Source organism: Vibrio pacinii DSM 19139 (genome assembly GCF_000711795.1).
Lineage (GTDB): Bacteria > Pseudomonadota > Gammaproteobacteria > Enterobacterales > Vibrionaceae > Vibrio > Vibrio pacinii.
On sequence record NZ_JONH01000001.1, the window covers coordinates 118,752 to 135,646 of the forward strand.

The window sequence follows — 16,895 nt, forward strand, 5'->3', positions numbered from 1 at the left end:
GCACTAAACCTCAATCAGTAAGTGAAGCGCCATGGTCAGATGATTTTGTTCTAACTGGCTAGCCTCTAGAGTGGTTGTGGCTGAAATGATCGATGGAGAGTGATATTGGCAAGTTAAGTTCTTGAGCTTGTGTAAGGTATCCTCAAACTGCTGACGGTATTTTTCTGGCCTCAAGAGTTCCAGCTGTGAAAGCTTGGGAGTAGCAAGCCCTAATAAGTGCTGTTCTGAAAGACGAAGTTGATACAAACGCGGTAAATGCGTCGCCACCGCTTGGCCGGCTGGAGGCAGTTGAAAACGTTGTGGCAAGCTATGTTGCAACTCGCCGCTACCGAGATAACCTGAGGCCTCGATACCTACATTTAACGCACCTACATTATTTAATGAGCTTATCTTATTCACTAATTCACCATATTGTTATGCAGCCGAATAAGCATTGCCAACGCTTGCTCTAGCGATGGATGTGTAACTTCTTCGCCTGCCATCTGTGCACTGAATACCAGAGTATTTTCACCTAGCAAGCTGGCGCGCACTAAAAAGGGCCATCCCTGCTCATCGTTACAGATCGCCAACGCACGTTTAATCAGCTTGGCCGATTGAGACCTCAACATTTCCCTTGCAAGCATCATGAACAACATACCTTGGTGTTTTTCTATATGTAACGTTCCACTGCATTGAAACGTCAGTTGCACTCTCCCTGAACAAGAAAAGTCGACACTCTCCACCCCCATTGCTCGACAAAAATCATCGACCGAATCATCAATCCAGTTCATCTTGCCACGCTTGCTCTTCTTCTTGGTCGATAGCGTCATTAAGTGCCGTCTGTACCGCACGTAACAAGTTTTGTCTCTGCTCTGCATCGTTAAATACATCAACTGGTATCTGCCTAATCAGGTTGTGCAATTGATGAAGAAAGCGGATTCTTAATACGCTGACGGTTAGATCCATCGAGTCTGCAATTGCGCAAACGGCTTCACTGTCTACCCAGTGCTGTTCAATCAAAGCGATGATGTCAGCCATTAGTTCAACCCCTTGATTGGCCATAGATAAGCCTTTGTGATTGCAGCATCAAACACACCTGATTTACCTGATCTTGAAGCGTATTGAGGATTTTTAGTTTGTGCATATCAGACATGAGTAACTGAAGCTTTACTGAATCAATCGTGCAACCTTGTACACTTAAATCTGCGCTCATCGCCTGCAACATGAACTCAACCGCAGTAGAGACTTGCTGTGAACCAAATCGTTCGACAACATCGTGATAGGCGGCGCTTAATCCTTGATAGCTATGCACGCTATCGCGGTAAAAGCCGCGTAATTGGTGGAGGCTACTGAACGCTTGTTCGCGGCTAAAATCATCTGCAAATCGAGACACCCGAATCTCAGTATCAATTCTCGACCAATAATCTGTATGCTGCTCCATATGCTGCACGGCGTGATCGATAACCTCTAACAACGGCATATTGTTGACACTCGACTCTAGAGACTCCTTAAGTACTTTTAGCGCTAAATATTGATGACTTTTCTCGCTTGAGAAGCCATCAAGATACGTTTGTAGCTGCTCGATGGTGGCAATATTGCCATCTGATATTTTGCTTGTGAGTTCTTTGAGCGTCTGTTTTTTTTCTAAATCGGGGACTTTTCTTAAGTATTCTGAGAGCTGTTGATTCGCTTGTGTCGATCGCGAAAAGCGATCTTTGATTGCTCGTTTTGTTAGATCTTTTTCAGCCTTTTCTGAACCGAGTGACGTCAACTCTTCCATCGCATCGAATACTGAATATGCGGCGTTATGAACGGTGACCATTTCGCCCCGATAGCGACCTTTTGCATTCACCATAGTCGAACTACTCTGTTGTTTATTTGAGTCCATTGAGGGTTCAAACTTTGTATTCAAACTGGTCACATTGTGACTGACTGTACTCATTCATTGACATCCGTCGTATGTAATGTGAAGCGAGTATAGGGTTCAAATTAGGGTCGAACTGTCAAAATAAGGCGCGTTTTTTTAGGGCTTTTTAAGCATTCTAAAAACTCTCGACTGATATTCGATATAAATAGAAAGTCCATCTCTCTATGCTCACAACCATCAATCATTACTTCTTAAAACTACTTTGAACCAGTTTTCTTATATAACCGATTGCCAACACGCGGCGATTGAGCAATCTCGCCTGATCCAGATTCGTGGCCGTGTAACCCAAGTAACAGGCACTATAGTCAAAGCCGTCGTTCCGGGTGTACGTGTGGGTGAACTTTGCGAACTGCGTAACCCTGACCAGACATTGTCTCTGCTGGCTGAAGTAGTCGGCTTTCAGCATCCCAATGCCTTACTCACACCATTGGGAAACATGTTAGGGATTTCATCCAATACTGAAGTTATTGCGCTGGGTAAAATGCATGAGGTCAGTGTTGGTGAACATTTACTCGGAAAAGTACTTGATGGCTTAGGTCGTCCACTAGATGGTAGTCAGATGCAAGCCCCCTTTCGTTGGTATCCGGTGTATCGAGATCCCCCCCCTCCGATGCAACGCAAACTGATCGACAAACCTATTTCACTGGGTGTCCGTTGCATTGATAGCTTATTAACTTGCGGTGAAGGTCAGCGCATGGGCATTTTTTCTGCCGCAGGCGGTGGAAAAAGCACCCTGCTTGCCCAATTAATTCGCTCTGCAGACGTGGACGTAACGGTACTTGCTCTGATTGGTGAGCGTGGACGTGAAGTTCGCCAATTCATCGAACATGATCTCGGTGAGGAAGGTATGGCTCGCTCAGTATTGGTGGTCTCGACCTCTGATCGACCTGCCATGGAACGTGCTAAAGCAGCTTTCGTCGCCACTTCAGTTGCAGAGTATTTTCGCGATCAAGGTAAACGCGTCTTGCTTTTAATGGACTCAGTGACCCGTTTTGCACGCGCACAACGTGAAATTGGTCTAGCCGCTGGTGAGCCTCCGACCCGTCGAGGTTATCCACCTTCTGTTTTCGCGGCACTACCAAAACTGATGGAAAGAGCGGGACAGTCTGACCAAGGATCGATTACGGCGCTCTATACCGTTCTTGTCGAAGGCGATGACATAACAGAACCAATCGCTGATGAAATACGCTCAATTCTAGATGGCCACATTATTCTGTCGAGAGATCTGGCCGCCACCAATCACTATCCAGCCATTGATGTTTTACGTTCTACCAGCAGAGTGATGAACCAAATCATTGAGCAGTCACACCAAGATTCGGCGAACCATATACGTGAAATGTTAGCGAAATACGAACAAGTCGAACTGCTAATAAAGATCGGTGAATACCAAAAAGGCACGGATGTACGGACTGATCTGGCCATTGATCAGCATGAAGATATTCGGACTTTTTTACGTCAAGAGACTCAAGAAACCAGCAATTTAACTAGCGCAATCAAACAATTGAAAGAACTAACAAAACAATGATTAACCAACTCTTGCACATTAAAACTGTGCGCGCCGATAAAGCACACAGAGCGGCTCAACAACAGGCGTATCACGTATCGCGAGCTAGCACAGCACTCGACAAATCACAGCAAGCCATAAATGACTACAACCAATGGCGTGAACAAGAGGAGCGGCGGCGCTTTGCTAAAGCGCAACAGAGTTCGGTTTTGCTCAAAGAGCTCGACACACTTCGGCAAGAAATCGCCCTGCTACGCGAACGTGAAGCCGAGCTAAAGCAACAAGCCGCTGAGGCAAAAAAGCACCTAGAGCATGAGCGAATGGTGTTTGCGCAAAAAAAGAAGCTCGCGGTAGTAGCGTACAAAGCGACAGAAAAATGTGCACGCTTGTATCAACAACAACAGACCGAGAAAGCACGCTCAGAACAATATCAAGAAGAATTAGACCAAGAAGAATTCCGTACTATCGCAGTAATGTAGAGGTAATCATGAAGATTAAACACAGCATTGATGGTCATAGCCAGATAAAAACCAAACCAGTTGATGCCGACCAAAAGGTAGGCAATCAATGTGGTGGATTACAATCGCGTTTTGAGAACGCGATGAAAGGCAAGAAAGTAACAAGCAAAAACAGACCCACTAAAAATGATGTCGAGGGGCAAACCAAGCCACCTTGTCACTTAAAAGACATGTTCAAACAAGACTCCTCACATTCAGCAACCCAACGGTATGGCTGTGCACTATCGCTCAAGACCAAAGATGTAGAAGTAATGTTGGAAGCATTCAATGACAGCGCTCACATCCAAGAGGACGTTGGTTATCCGAGTTCTCATCTGGCAACACAAGGTGAGTCAATAATACCAAGCATGACCAAGAAAGCATCTCTGCCGGCATCAAAAGCGCAGTCTAAATTTATCAACCAACTGGTTGAACACATTAAAATATCGATTCCCCATTCAAGTCCTGGCAAAGAAGTTCGTTTGTTGCTCAATGACGGTCAGCTCCAAGGGGGGGAGATCCAAATAAAGCGAGATAACCAAGGGTATCAGGTCATCATTCGTCAAGAGCATGCGCATTCGGTGATCAATCAACAAGCACGCCAAGATCTTACCGAGCGTTTAAGCCGTGTGGCATTGGATCACCCGATTCGACTCTTAATCACCGAACAGAGCGAGCATCAGCATGATCAGCAACACTCTCGACAACAACGAACGATTTATGATGAGTGGCGTCATGAGGACAATCTATGAACTTACCTCTTCCTAGATTGGCGGCAAATAGCATAGCGCTGATCAATCGCCTCTGCGCCAGACAATCTTATTTTCAAGACGAAAACGGCGGTAGTTTATCTATCACGATGGCCTCAAACCCTGAACTAAAAGGCTATCGACTCTCTGCGCTGATAGGCAGTCAGACCGTGATGATTGATTTCGCCTCTGCACAATTGCAACAGTGGCTAAGTCACATTCTCAATGAGGCCTGCTTTGATTCAATACCTGACTCTTTGCAACTTGAGTTACTCGGATCTCAGCTAGAGCCTTATGAACACCAGCTCAAAAAACAATTTGGTCTAATGCCAGTATTAATCAAACTTGAGCCACTGTTAACGCCAGCTTGCCAACAAAAAACACGCTTAATGCTCACCATCAAAAGTCGTGAACGTACCTTTTGTTTATGGGTAAACCAAGGTAACGAACCGCTGCTTGGTGCTCTGCCGCAACGCTCAAATAAAGCGAATCAACACATCACCTTACCGATTTGGCTTTGTCTAGGCTCGACCCAAGTTTCTAGCGGCGATTTTTCAGCACTCAGCCAGGGAGATGTGATCTTTTTTGACCACTGTTACGTTGCGGATCAACACGTTATTTTCCAACTATCGGGCTCGGCCCTGTGGCGATGTCAATGGCAAGACCACACCATCACCATCTTAGAAAAAGAGAACACTATGAACAAATTGCACAACCAAGAATCTATTTCTGATCCTCAGAAGTTACCGATTGAATTAACCTTTGATGTAGGACACCAAACGGTAACGCTCGAACAACTTGGCCAACTCCAGCCTGGCTATGTTTTCGAGCTCGACCAAACCACGACTAACCCCGTGTCGATCAGAGCATATGGTAAGGTAATTGGTGAGTGTGAGCTGGTCAACGTCAACGGCAAACTAGGTATTCGCCTACTGACAATTTTCACTGGCGAGCAAGCCTAATATGATCGAATTAGCAGATGAATTCAATCTCATCATCAGCCTTGCCTTACTGGCGTTGATCCCATTTATTGCGATGATGGCGACCTCATTCGTCAAGCTTGCGGTGGTTTTTTCATTGTTACGTAACGCGTTAGGGGTTCAACAAATTCCGCCAAATATGGCGCTGTATGGCTTAGCCATCATTTTGTCGATTTTTATTATGGCGCCCATCGGTTTTGAAACTTACGACTACGTCGCCTCACACAATATTTCGATAGAAGACTCTGCAAGTGTTGAAGGATTATTCGAAAGCGGCATGCAGCCTTATCGTAACTTTTTGAAAAAACATATTCGCGCCACCGAAGCGTTATTTTTTACTGATGCGGCTCGGAGTTTATGGCCCAAAAAATACGTTGAACGTTTAGAGTCAGATAGCTTGCTGCTGCTGTTGCCGGCCTTTACCGTTAGTGAGCTGACGCGTGCATTTGAAATTGGATTTTTGTTGTATCTGCCGTTTATCACCATCGATTTAATTGTGTCCAACATCTTATTAGCGATGGGGATGATGATGGTGTCCCCGATGACCATTTCTCTCCCTTTTAAGCTCCTGCTCTTCGTTATGCTAGATGGCTGGACCAAACTCACCCACGGCTTAGTGCTGAGTTACCGCTGAGAAGGCATCATTGTAATGAATCCAACCGACATTATTCATAGTGCAACTCAAGCCTTAACTTTGGTTCTGTTTCTTTCTCTTCCGCCGATCTTGGCGTCAGCCTTAATAGGCACACTGGTGTCTTTAATTCAGGCGCTAACCCAAGTTCAAGAGCAAACACTCGGCTTCGTGTTTAAGTTAATCGCCGTGATCATTACCTTGTTGATCACCGCTCAATGGATGGGTACCGAGTTACATTCCTTCGCCGCGCTAATGATGAACACGGTCTCGTTGATACGATGAACGACAACAACCTCAACCAAGCGCTGTTCATTTACAGCTTAACCTTACCTCGAATGATGGCATGTTTTATCTTTTTACCGATTCTAAGTAAGCAGGTGTTAGGTGGCGCAATGATACGCAATGGTGTTTTATGTTCGTTAGCCTTGTTTGTCTTCCCCGTGGTTGACCAGCACACGCTATCGACCAAAACTGACCCACTTTGGGTTATCACTATCCTTGGCAAAGAAGTGCTGTTAGGGCTATTAATCGGTTTTATCGCGGCGGTACCATTTTGGGCAGTGGCAGCCAGTGGTTTTCTAATTGATAACCAACGCGGCGCAGCAATGGCGAGTATGTTTAACCCAATATTGGGCTCGCAATCGACGCCAACTGCTGTGCTGTTGACTCAGACAGTAATTACATTATTTTTTTCCGGCGGTGGCTTTATCGCCTTTATGTCGGCCCTTTTCAAAAGCTATCACTCTTGGCCTCTCATCGACTTTTTCCCAACCTTTACTGAAGCTTGGGTTGGTTTTTTTTATCAGCAATTCCAACAGATGTTATGGTTTGGAGTGCTGATGGCAGCGCCACTGGTTCTAGCGATGTTTCTGGCTGAATTTGGCTTGGCGCTAATCAGTCGCTTTGCTCCACAGCTCAACGTATTTATTTTGGCGATGCCCGTTAAAAGTGCTGTCGCCAGTGTGTTATTGATCTTTTATCTTGCTTTGATGATGGGTCAATACCAAGCCTTGTTTCCTAGCACCTTGATATTTGTCGAACAGCTCAACACTATCTGGCCGAGGACGTCATGAGCAGTGAAAAAACAGAACAACCAACGGCAAAAAAACTTCGCGAGGCTAAACAGAAAGGCCAGGTGGCTAAGAGCCAAGAAATCGTTTCTTCAACACTGGTAATTGTCGTCATGGCCGTACTGTTAATATTTGCCGAATATTACCTCAACCACCTATCTGCACTCTTGCTCTTGCCAAGTCAGCTCGCTTATCAGGATTTTCAACACGCTCTACCCGATGTGATATTCTTGACGGTCAAAGAAATGCTCTACCTCTTAGCTCCGCTGAATATCGTTGCCGTTTTTATCACCCTAATCGCCAACATCGGACAGTTCGGGTTCATCTTCAGCGTAGAATCAGTCACTCCTGATATAAAAAAAATCAATCCAGTCGAAGGGGTAAAGCGAATATTCTCGCAAAAAAGTGTGATTGAGTTTATCAAATCGACCCTTAAGGTGACTTTATTGTCGAGCATTATCTGGGTCACGCTACAAAGTAACCTAAACTCCTTAATGCACATTCCTACTTGCGGGCTTAACTGTCTGCCAACCATCACAGGTGTCTTACTTAAACAGCTGATGATCACCTCATCAGTTGGCTTACTCATTATTGCAGCGGCTGATTTTGCTTACCAAAAACACGAGCATAACCAAAAACTGAAAATGAGCAAAGACGAGGTGAAACGAGAATACAAAGAGATGGAAGGTAGTCCAGAAATCAAAAGCAAACGCCGCCAGCTACACCAGGAGCTACAGGCGTCAAACCAAAAAGAAAATGTCAAACGTTCTAATGTTCTTGTCACTAACCCAACGCATATTGCTATTGGCCTCTACTATAAAAAAGGCGAAACCCCTCTCCCTATCATCACCTTTAAAGAAACCGATACGATGGCAAAACGCATGACCGATATCGCACAACAAGAAGGTATACCTGTGATGCAAAAAGTGCCACTCGCTCGCGCCTTATACATCAACGGCCAGTTAGATCAATACATTCCAAGTGACTTAATTGAAGCGACCGCCGAAATATTAAGATGGGTCGCCTCTTTAGAACCACAAGACAGAGAATAGTCTTGAATTTCACATCAACAATGTGCCGACGCTGACTCGTGTTTATTTAATACCGTGGAGACGATTTTCTGCATTCAGCGACAATGGATTAAATGCGTCATTACGTAATTCAGCAATCGCATACAACAGTCGGCCCATACGCCCATTGCCATCGGTGAAACCATGATAACCAATCACCCCCGCAAGCAGATGCTTGCCCAAATCCCTGCTAGAGACTGTCTTATTGGCTAAGAAGGACTCCAAATGCTGTTTAAGCATAGCTTCCCCTCCGATACTGGAAGGCAGCGTGCCACCGGAAATATTGGGACCACGATAATCTCGCTCTAAATTGGGTACGAGTCGCTGATGAAGTTGCTTAAGATTATTCATATTCAGTAGATCTTTGTCACTCGATGCGTACTCACTGAGCAATGCACGAATATTCTCAGCATCATTACCCTTTGTGTTTGAAGCATTAATAATCCAAGCGACTGCACGATCGACATTACTCACCAATTTAGTCGGGTTGAAAGTGCTTTCAGGCAAAATCTCGGCGTATACACCTTGACTCAAGTCAATACTCGCAAGTCCTTCGATATGTTGCTGAGCCGATTTAAGGTGCACAATTTCCATATCGAAAATGGCTTTCATTTGGCCAATGCTAGACGTTGGACTTTTTTGCAACGCCGCAACACCTCCCCCATAATCGGCGACGACTCGGCCTGCTAGCGCACAAGCAGCCCCTTTGCCGATAAGTGACGTCAGTCTTTTACCTGAGTCAGTATCGAGCATGGTTTCGGTCATTGCTCTATTCGCCAACTGACTAAACTCTGTACTATTGCCGCGCATAATTTTAGGGTCAATTTTTTCAAATGTACTTAGCACATCGGCTGTCGTATTAATGTCGCCATTTTTAAACAGCATTCTCGCATGCTCTACCGAAGAAGGGGTTTGTAATCGCTGAGACTGACCGTATTCATTATTAAACATGACCTCACCAATCGCTTTAGCAACCGACTGTGGGCTTCCTTCACGAAACAGTTTCTCCGTCGCTTCAAAGAAACGAGAAGCCGAATCAGCTGCCGAACTGACACGTATAAACTCTTGCGTGGCCACATTAACTTTATACTCTTTGCCGCCAACGCTGAGTTTTCCTTCCCTGAATATTTCATCCCGAACTTGAGGCATTGCCGCTCGTAACGCACTAACGCTGCTAAAACTAACCATAAATTAAATCCTTATTAAAGAACCTAGTGATGAATCTATATCTAACGCCTGATTGACTGGATTGATGAAGTGTTGTGGTCGACTAGTCACAGTTTTGATCCAATCAATGAAGTCCACCATCAATTGCTCTAACAATGACGCGGTTAAAAGGTGTTGATCAACATGAACAAAGCCAACCAACCCAAGATCTTCATCCCAATACACTGCAGGGTCACCATTAACGATGGCGTTTTTCATCAGTTGAGTGTGCCAGTCTAAGCCGGGTTTTCTATCTGAAACCAAACCAACAATGGTCAGCCGGTCAATGCTGACATTAACGGTCAGAGCGATACCGTGGTCTACGATCAGACGACAACAATTATCCCTATCAAAGGCGAGTCCCGAAATGCTGCATCGCTGAGCAAACTCAGCAAGTACAGAGGTCATCCATCCATTTATCATGCGCTAAGCTACTCCAGTCTCTTGGCATTAATTTGAATGGTGATTTTTCTCTATTCTCCGTTGTTGATATGCCAATAAGCGTCGGACTTTTATCGTTTTAAGACCGCTACTGCCAGATAAAAGAGGAAGTTACCCTGATCACTACCGATAATTCATCGATGGTTCGCTATTCACATCAAGCTGGCGATCACTCAGTTGTTTGACCATGGCTTGCTTCAACGCATCAAGTTGACTATCGATACTGGCATCAACGATACCGACCTCGGTTTCAAGAATACACCCACCGCTTGTTAAACGAACATCGGCCATCACGTTGACATAAGCCACTTCATGAAAGTGACTTAACATTGTCGACACTTTTTCACGAACATTTCGTACTTGATCTGGATGGACATACAATATGACCTGTTTCTGGTTTGCTACTTGCTGTAATGCTTCACGTACAACATTGAGGGTGATATCGGCATCATCAAAGGTATCAATAATCTTACGCACGGCATCAAGCACGACTGCGGTCATTTCTTTCTCCACCTCTAAATAATAATTATTGCACTTTGCCAAAGTCAGCAACATCGTTTGCGCATGTTCTATCTTGGCTTTTTCTAACCCATCTTGATAACCACTTTGTTTCTCGGTTTCGTAAGCCAGTTGCGCCTTAGAGACAACATTTTTAGCTTGTGAATGCGCCGCATCTATCAAGTCCTTAGAATCCAAATAGCTCAAATAATCGTGCGCTTTAAGGACTTTAAGACCGGGGCTGAGCTGGACGTTGTCTGCTTTTATTTCAACAAATGAAAACATTGTGGAATTACCTGCTTTGCTATTTTTTTAGTTAACTGATAGGCCAAATCATGTTGGTTTACATCAAGCCATGGGGATGAAGATTGAGAAACAGACTCGGATGACTTTAACTTGAAACGCCAGCGTTGATGAAGACTCTCGGGAGCATCTCGCAACAAGAAATTAAACCAAACTAGCCCCAGTTCTCGCGCGCGAGTTTTCAAGCCTACACAATCAAATTGGCTAGGTAGGCTTTTTTGCCACCCTAATGGCCAGTTTGAAAGCAGCATAGGCCCTTGCTGAATACAATATCGAGCACCAGTCATTCCAAACACTGAATTTAAGTGCTGTTTAGGCTCTTTCAACACAATATGACGCATCGCTTGACAATGAAGTACGCCGCCAACCATGATGATAAGATCATTGAGTGGTTCTAATGGCAGAAGGGCAAGACTGAAGCTGGGCACATTAAACGCCGTTTCAGAAACTGGGGTGACTCCCCACTCTCGCAAGCACCATTGATTCAGAGCGGGTCTTTTTCGCCAGCCGCCAAGGTTTTCAAGCCAGGGCAACGGTTGGGTTAACCAGGTTATGTCAATGTATTGGCATGGGCAGTAATTGAAGTTATACACTGCCTGACTAAATAGCGTTTCAGGATTATCCACGCTTTACACTCCTACAACACCAATACGTCGCGATATTTGATCCAACCAGTAGCACAAATAAAACAAGTAACAAAACAATAAAGCGATTCGTTGAAGTTTTTGACACTTGGATAGATAGAATACTGTCGAACTGTTTACCATGAGGCATGGCACGACCTTGTGCAGAAGGAACCATAATGACACTAATTCGATCGTAGCTAAGTCCTTCAATGCTGTTATTTACCAGTAATTTTATTTGCGGAATATAAGAATCTAAAGCAACATCAGCAGCATGTTTGATAAACACTGACGCCGAAGCTAGGGTTGGATTCTCTCCCGGGCGTAAATCTTTTTCTTCCGACACAACATGAACGCGAGCAACCAGAACGCCATCAATCTGAGACAGCGTTGATGAAAGCTCTTGAGATTTTGCGTAGATCAAGCGAGCGCGCTCAGCGAGAGGTGAGGAGATAAGATCGTTTTTAGGGAAGACTTCTTTTAAGCTAGAGAACTCCTCACGTGGGTACCCTTTACTCTTGAGTGTATCCACCGCAAAGGCGATTTGCGAGCGTTCAACCAGAAGCTTTACCGTATTATCTTTGTCAGGTTCTTTGTCGGCGTTAACGCCTTCCGACAACAAGATCGACAACATTTCGTTGCCTTCTTTCTGGCTGATATTTGTGTATAACTCAGTTTGACATCCGGTAACAAACACAACCACGCTCAAAGCGAGAATACGGATTATCTCTTCCATTTTTACTGCGCCTTTAGCAAAGTTTCTACGTTTTGTGTTGTTTTACCCACGGTTTTAGCGATCAACTCTTCTTGAAAAGTAATTCGTGTCAGCGCCCACTGCATTTCAAGCAATTTCGCCGGATTGTCACCAATCATTTGCATATTGTCTTGGAGCGCACTTTTAGCATTATCGATGTTTGATTTGAGCTCGCTAATATTTTCGAGCAATCCGCCCTCTAAGCCTGCATCGCTTTCTACGACCGACATTGCTTGCTCAAAACGCTCTTTGAGCTCATCTTCAATCTGCGCATCTTGCACCTCTTCCAGGCTAGTTTGAATACCTGAGCGATAGCTTGAATCAATAATCATAGAAAGTTCTTAAGTTCTTGCGCAAAACTCGTTGCGAATGCTTGGCTCTCTGGATTTACTTGTTCGGCTTGGATTAACCAATTCTCGGCTTTAGTGATCTGACCGGCTTTACCTGCGGCTAAAGCGGCAAACGAGATCAAACAAGGATAGGTTGAGCACCAAGGGGTAAGGAGTTGCTCAGCTTGCTGATACTTCCCGCGGTTCATTAAACTCATGGCACGAATCATGGCGACAACTTCTGCCGTATCTTGCTCTTGAGCGAGCGAATCAGCGATAGTTTCAGCAGCGGTGTGATGATGAATTCCCGTGGCCATCAGAGCGGTCTCAGCCAAGAGCTGACGCATTGCTGTGTTCACGATCTATACCTTCTGTAAAATAGATTGCATCACGTCTTTGATCGCTTTTGTCGTAGTCGAGTTAATGTTATAGATCACTGACCACTGATTGATGGTGTGTTGCAGTTCTGCAAGCTTCGAAGGATCATCGGCATTGGCAGACAGATTCTCGATCGCCTTGTTAACGTTTTCATTAGCCTTCTTGGCTTGCTCTATGAGCTGGTCTTTGACTTGGTCTAAATTGACCGATGTGGAACTATCATAGAAAGACGTCATAAGCATTCTCCTTAACTTTGTTTGAAACGTAATTTTTAATGACGGTTTGCGCGGCAATATACGCCTGGTGTTGAGTTGTTAACATTTGATATTGCTGAGGGACACACCCTTGATCTAGCTGCCGTTTAACTAAGAGCTGTGCCTGAAAAAGCGCTTCAATAATTTTATTTGCTTCTACGCCATATCGGTCATTATCTAGAATTTTCTCAAGATTTGTCATGATTGTTTTCTTGTCTAAAGTTCAGCTCGACATTGATCACCTGACCTCCTTTAACCAGTTTAATCGCTTGCGCAGTAACGCTCGAGATGCGGTAGCCCTGAGGTGTTCTTGACCCAACCATGTACCGAACATCATCATTCAGAATGACGTAAGGCGCATGACCAAAATTGACACTACGAAAAGGGAAATCAACCCTGTTTCCTTTGCTGACGTTAGGCATCGATTTGAGAACTAAATAAGGTATCTCGCCGAGTTGCTGCCTAAACTCGCGCGCCACGCTATAGAATCGAGCGGTTTCTTGTTTACTCAACTCGCCCCTTATCTCAACGTGATCGCCATTAGTGATAATGTGTACTTTTTGCAGTAGTGATTGTTTTTCCAGAAGCCATTTAAGTGTGTCTAGATAAGCACCTGAGTGCTGTAACTCGGTTTTCCATGCCACTAAGCCAGGAACATCTGTTGCTAGAATTTGTTCGACTTCACTCCAGTGACTGGCATCATCGATATAGCCAGTGAGTAGTATTGTTCCGGTCTGCTCACCATTTTCAACATTCACTTGGTGGAAACCAAGATTATGTAAAACGAAGCGCACACTACGTTGAATTTCTTCCATCGTGCGCAATTCACTTATGTAATTGATACCAAGTTGATCAATGTCGTATAGCAACTGCTGTTTTTGCTGGTAATCCGCTACATATCCCTTTAATACAACTTGATTATCACTGGCATTCCACTCGACACTTACATCCTTAAATCCAAGCCGCTTTAAAACATGTCTCACTTGTGCCACGGGTTCGATTTCAGTGGTTATCGTTTTGATTGTATTATTTTCTTGGCGATAAAATACACCAGCTAAGATCGCACTCGGTAACACACTGCACAACACTCCAATTACGAGTACTCGTGTCCAATTTGGCTTTGCGATTCCGTCAAAATATGGTTCATGCTTGCTCACACCTTTTGCTGGCTCGAAAGTAATCAATGCATCTTCGACATAACCAATGGCAAAGTGAACCACACCAACGACGACTACACTGCCACGTTCTAAATTAATCCCTTGTCCAATAACGTCAATATGATCTCCATGCACCGTGGCAATTCTGCAATCGCTTAATGTCACGTAATCATCTCTGCATTCGAGTGTCAGATGGTGGGGGTCTACCCCCGCGTCAGATAACACCAGATCGGCACTATAATCATCACTCCCCAGAACCAATGAGCCTGGAGGTAATGACACTTCTCCCCCTGAATGCACACCGGACAAGATACGAATTTTCCATTGCTTGCTTGTCATTTTGACTCCTCAACTCGACTGGGCGCACGTAATGCGATTCTAAATCACACAGAGCGACTTTGATTCGCCAACCAACTTGTTCAGTTTTACGCTGATAAAGCGTTAACGCTGCTTAAGCACTTTACTGTCGTTGGAGAGACTATCTCGTTGTCCGAACGGAGGTCTTAGGTCATATTGATTGTCGATAAAAACATTATCGCTAATCCCGTCAACTACGATCCGAGGCGATATAATGAACAAACGAACCGTGCGGCGAGTTACACTGGTCTTGCTGCTAAACAGTGCCCCAAGGAACGGGATGTCTCCAAGTAAAGGTACTTTGCGCAACTGCTGACTGACTTCATCACGATAAATACCGCCAATCAGCAAACTCTGTCCTTGTTTCACCGTCGCTAATGTGCTGATTTCTGTCTTACGAACGGAAGGCAAATCATCCACACTACCATCCGGGATCTCCGAACCATCTTCGAGGTGGAGGCTTAAGTTAATCTCTGGGTGCTCGACGAAACGATCACCAACAATACGCGGGACAATTTTAAGCAGCGTGCCGTAACTGACCTCTTCAAGTGCTGTTGTTTCAGACCCGAGCAATTTAACGTAAAATGTATTGCTGTTGTTCAGCACCGCCTCGACATTTTCTTGCGTCAACAACGTCGGTCTCGACACCACTTGTGCACTTCCCTCTGATTCAAGTAAGCGAACTTGAGCTAGCAAGTAATTTAAATTGCTGGCATCCAACAAAGATTGAAACGTCGCACCACTACCTAACGTGACGTCACCGCCAGTCACATCGCCTGTCGTTTTAATGTCGAGAATACGGTTACTACCAACCGAGATACCCGCACGCCAATCCACACCAAGCTGGCGGATATGGTTAGCGCTGATATCCACTATTGATAACGCGACCTCAATTCTTGTTTGAGGCTTATCTAACTGTGCCACTAACTGACGATAAAGAGGCAATCTTGCTTGTGTATCGCGCACAATGACGGCATTCAACCCTGGCTCGGCTTCGACTGTCGCAAGACCAAGTGTGGGTGGATTAGCCTTTATTTCTCTTGGCTTTTCGTCTGCCATTTGATGATTCACCGTGACAACTTGCGTTTGAACACCCGACACTAATCGCCGTAACACGGAAGCGACGCCAGGAACGATAACCTTCTGATTTCGATAAGAAACCTCACGATCAGTCGCAGACGCATACCTGAGCGGAATCAGTTCCACAAACAGTTCATCAATTGGGTTAGCTTGGCGAAGTATACGGCTCTCTAACGCTTGCGCCGTTTGAACGATCAAATCTACGTAATCCGGTGGTCCAGACAAATAAACAAGGCCTTTATCCTCAACCGCTCGCCAATGAAAGCGTGGATCCCAGACATTGGTAGACATCAACGTGCTACGTAATTCTCGTGTGGTGAGAGTTTCGAGTTGAAGGAGTCTCGAACGAATTTCATTGGCTTTATAGACATGTAACACCGCTCCATCGTAATACCACATTAGGTTGTAGACTTGAGCCAAGTAATCAAGAAATTCGTTTGGGTGCTGTGGGGTAAATCGACCACTCACCTTTTCACTGATTTTATCGCTGACAACCACTGCAACAGAATAATTAGCACCAAAGTTATTCAGCAGTTCCTTCAGTGAGTCATCATCTGCAAAATAACGAAACGGACGATGATTAGGCCAATCAAGAGGTGCAGCGGCTAAGTTATTGACACCAAAGGTTAATATTAAGCTAACCCATAGCTGCCGTTTTCTGATGTGCTTCATGGCAACCACATAGTATGACGCTCGATATGATTAAAGCCTTCTGGTGTTAGTAGTGCGCTATAACGCTCACACCTATCGATATGTTGCGACAAAAGGGCACAAAATCGCGCATAAGATAACTGTTCACATCCAACTTTAGCCTGAAGCACCAAGCTCTGATCGTTGTTTACGGTCAACGTATTTATGCCATCACGAAGCGTCTTTAATGAAAATTGCATACAGCGCTTTAGCATCTGCTCACCTTGAAAGTCTAAGTCCTCTGCAAACGTAAATGGCAACGTGGTTTCCCATATTATCCAAGAGGAACGCTGCTTGATTTCGAGACTAAATAGGTCAACATCAATATTAAAGGCGCCATTTTCATCAGGCGTAAAAGCCCTAATCCCTCGCTCAGAAGCAAGAGATTTCATAATGTCGTTTAGCATAGTGATGC

Annotated in this window: 23 protein-coding genes and 1 pseudogene; 8 read left to right on the forward strand and 16 right to left on the reverse strand. The window is 44.8% G+C overall.

All coding sequences use genetic code 11. The features are described 5' to 3' along the window. Positions 1-3 precede the first annotated feature (3 nt). From sctX to sctW, 4 genes are read right to left on the reverse strand one after another with little or no spacing between them, the layout of a single operon-like run. Positions 4-399, reverse strand: coding sequence for a type III secretion apparatus assembly protein SctX (gene sctX, locus BS19_RS00505; protein WP_245609241.1), 396 nt, complete (start codon positions 397-399; stop codon positions 4-6). Further along, on the reverse strand, positions 399-770 hold the full coding sequence (gene sycN / locus BS19_RS00510; RefSeq protein ID WP_038172581.1) for a type III secretion chaperone SycN: 372 nt from the start codon (positions 768-770) through the stop codon (positions 399-401). Before sycN ends, sctX begins: the two co-directional genes overlap by 1 nt. Then, positions 757-1,041 carry a TyeA family type III secretion system gatekeeper subunit gene (locus tag BS19_RS00515; protein WP_038172583.1) on the reverse strand — a complete coding sequence of 95 codons (285 nt, stop codon included), beginning with the start codon at positions 1,039-1,041 and terminating at the stop codon, positions 757-759. Before BS19_RS00515 ends, sycN begins: the two co-directional genes overlap by 14 nt. Beyond that, complete coding sequence (gene sctW, locus BS19_RS00520; RefSeq protein ID WP_038172585.1) at positions 1,022-1,921, reverse strand: type III secretion system gatekeeper subunit SctW; 900 nt, start codon at positions 1,919-1,921, stop codon at positions 1,022-1,024. The genes BS19_RS00515 and sctW overlap by 20 nt, the downstream gene beginning before the upstream one ends. A gap of 187 nt (positions 1,922-2,108) precedes the next feature. On the opposite strand from sctW, the gene sctN reads away from it, so the two are divergent. Genes sctN through sctU form a run of 8 tightly spaced genes read left to right on the forward strand, consistent with a single transcriptional unit; the run spans position 2,109 to position 8,392 of the window. Then, positions 2,109-3,431, forward strand: coding sequence for a type III secretion system ATPase SctN (gene sctN, locus BS19_RS00525; protein WP_038172587.1), 1,323 nt, complete (start codon positions 2,109-2,111; stop codon positions 3,429-3,431). Beyond that, positions 3,428-3,889 (forward strand): type III secretion system stalk subunit SctO, encoded by a 462-nt coding sequence (gene sctO, locus BS19_RS00530; protein ID WP_038172590.1) that lies wholly within the window; start codon positions 3,428-3,430, stop codon positions 3,887-3,889. The genes sctN and sctO overlap by 4 nt, the downstream gene beginning before the upstream one ends. A gap of 8 nt (positions 3,890-3,897) precedes the next feature. Beyond that, positions 3,898-4,659, forward strand: a complete 762-nt coding sequence (locus tag BS19_RS19580) for a type III secretion system needle length determinant (RefSeq protein ID WP_051686461.1) — start codon at positions 3,898-3,900, stop codon at positions 4,657-4,659. Then, positions 4,656-5,618 (forward strand): type III secretion system cytoplasmic ring protein SctQ, encoded by a 963-nt coding sequence (sctQ, locus tag BS19_RS00540; protein ID WP_038172591.1) that lies wholly within the window; start codon positions 4,656-4,658, stop codon positions 5,616-5,618. Before BS19_RS19580 ends, sctQ begins: the two co-directional genes overlap by 4 nt. A 1-nt stretch (position 5,619) precedes the next feature. Beyond that, a complete protein-coding gene (gene sctR, locus BS19_RS00545; RefSeq protein WP_038172593.1) occupies positions 5,620-6,270 on the forward strand; it encodes a type III secretion system export apparatus subunit SctR in 651 nt (216 codons plus the stop codon). A 15-nt stretch (positions 6,271-6,285) separates the two neighbouring features. Further along, complete coding sequence (gene sctS, locus BS19_RS00550) at positions 6,286-6,552, forward strand: type III secretion system export apparatus subunit SctS (protein ID WP_038172595.1); 267 nt, start codon at positions 6,286-6,288, stop codon at positions 6,550-6,552. Further along, on the forward strand, positions 6,549-7,343 hold the full coding sequence (gene sctT, locus BS19_RS00555; RefSeq protein ID WP_038172597.1) for a type III secretion system export apparatus subunit SctT: 795 nt from the start codon (positions 6,549-6,551) through the stop codon (positions 7,341-7,343). Before sctS ends, sctT begins: the two co-directional genes overlap by 4 nt. Next, positions 7,340-8,392 (forward strand): type III secretion system export apparatus subunit SctU, encoded by a 1,053-nt coding sequence (gene sctU / locus BS19_RS00560; RefSeq protein ID WP_038172598.1) that lies wholly within the window; start codon positions 7,340-7,342, stop codon positions 8,390-8,392. The genes sctT and sctU overlap by 4 nt, the downstream gene beginning before the upstream one ends. A 42-nt stretch (positions 8,393-8,434) precedes the next feature. Here the strand turns inward: sctU and BS19_RS00565 are convergent, their stop codons facing one another. The 12 genes and pseudogenes from BS19_RS00565 to BS19_RS00620 all read right to left on the reverse strand — a co-directional run bounded on the left by BS19_RS00565 (position 8,435) and on the right by BS19_RS00620 (position 16,887). Further along, positions 8,435-9,598: a VopS family T3SS effector adenosine monophosphate-protein transferase gene (locus tag BS19_RS00565; RefSeq protein WP_038172600.1), complete on the reverse strand. Its 1,164-nt coding sequence runs from the start codon at positions 9,596-9,598 to the stop codon at positions 8,435-8,437. Positions 9,599-9,601: 3 nt separating this feature from the next. Further along, complete coding sequence (locus BS19_RS00570; protein ID WP_038172602.1) at positions 9,602-10,039, reverse strand: CesT family type III secretion system chaperone; 438 nt, start codon at positions 10,037-10,039, stop codon at positions 9,602-9,604. 141 nt (positions 10,040-10,180) lie between these two features. Then, positions 10,181-10,840 (reverse strand): HrpE/YscL family type III secretion apparatus protein, encoded by a 660-nt coding sequence (locus BS19_RS00575; protein ID WP_038172604.1) that lies wholly within the window; start codon positions 10,838-10,840, stop codon positions 10,181-10,183. After that, a complete protein-coding gene (vscK, locus tag BS19_RS00580) occupies positions 10,819-11,484 on the reverse strand; it encodes a SctK family type III secretion system sorting platform protein VscK (RefSeq protein ID WP_038172605.1) in 666 nt (221 codons plus the stop codon). Before vscK ends, BS19_RS00575 begins: the two co-directional genes overlap by 22 nt. Beyond that, complete coding sequence (gene sctJ, locus BS19_RS00585; RefSeq protein WP_038172607.1) at positions 11,477-12,217, reverse strand: type III secretion system inner membrane ring lipoprotein SctJ; 741 nt, start codon at positions 12,215-12,217, stop codon at positions 11,477-11,479. The genes vscK and sctJ overlap by 8 nt, the downstream gene beginning before the upstream one ends. A 2-nt stretch (positions 12,218-12,219) precedes the next feature. Then, a complete protein-coding gene (gene sctI, locus BS19_RS00590) occupies positions 12,220-12,567 on the reverse strand; it encodes a type III secretion system inner rod subunit SctI (RefSeq protein ID WP_038172609.1) in 348 nt (115 codons plus the stop codon). Beyond that, positions 12,564-12,923 (reverse strand): YscG family type III secretion system chaperone, encoded by a 360-nt coding sequence (locus BS19_RS00595; RefSeq protein ID WP_038172610.1) that lies wholly within the window; start codon positions 12,921-12,923, stop codon positions 12,564-12,566. The genes sctI and BS19_RS00595 overlap by 4 nt, the downstream gene beginning before the upstream one ends. A gap of 3 nt (positions 12,924-12,926) precedes the next feature. Then, on the reverse strand, positions 12,927-13,178 hold the full coding sequence (gene sctF, locus BS19_RS00600; protein ID WP_038172612.1) for a type III secretion system needle filament subunit SctF: 252 nt from the start codon (positions 13,176-13,178) through the stop codon (positions 12,927-12,929). Then, positions 13,162-13,398, reverse strand: a complete 237-nt coding sequence (locus tag BS19_RS00605; RefSeq protein WP_038172614.1) for an EscE/YscE/SsaE family type III secretion system needle protein co-chaperone — start codon at positions 13,396-13,398, stop codon at positions 13,162-13,164. The genes sctF and BS19_RS00605 overlap by 17 nt, the downstream gene beginning before the upstream one ends. Further along, positions 13,385-14,692, reverse strand: a complete 1,308-nt coding sequence (gene sctD / locus BS19_RS00610) for a type III secretion system inner membrane ring subunit SctD (protein ID WP_038172616.1) — start codon at positions 14,690-14,692, stop codon at positions 13,385-13,387. The genes BS19_RS00605 and sctD overlap by 14 nt, the downstream gene beginning before the upstream one ends. Further along, positions 14,598-16,462, reverse strand: a pseudogene (gene sctC / locus BS19_RS00615) (type III secretion system outer membrane ring subunit SctC). Before sctC ends, sctD begins: the two are co-directional and overlap by 95 nt. Next, a complete protein-coding gene (locus BS19_RS00620; protein WP_038172618.1) occupies positions 16,459-16,887 on the reverse strand; it encodes a YscB family type III secretion system chaperone in 429 nt (142 codons plus the stop codon). Before BS19_RS00620 ends, sctC begins: the two are co-directional and overlap by 4 nt. Between the last annotated feature and the right edge of the window lie 8 nt (positions 16,888-16,895).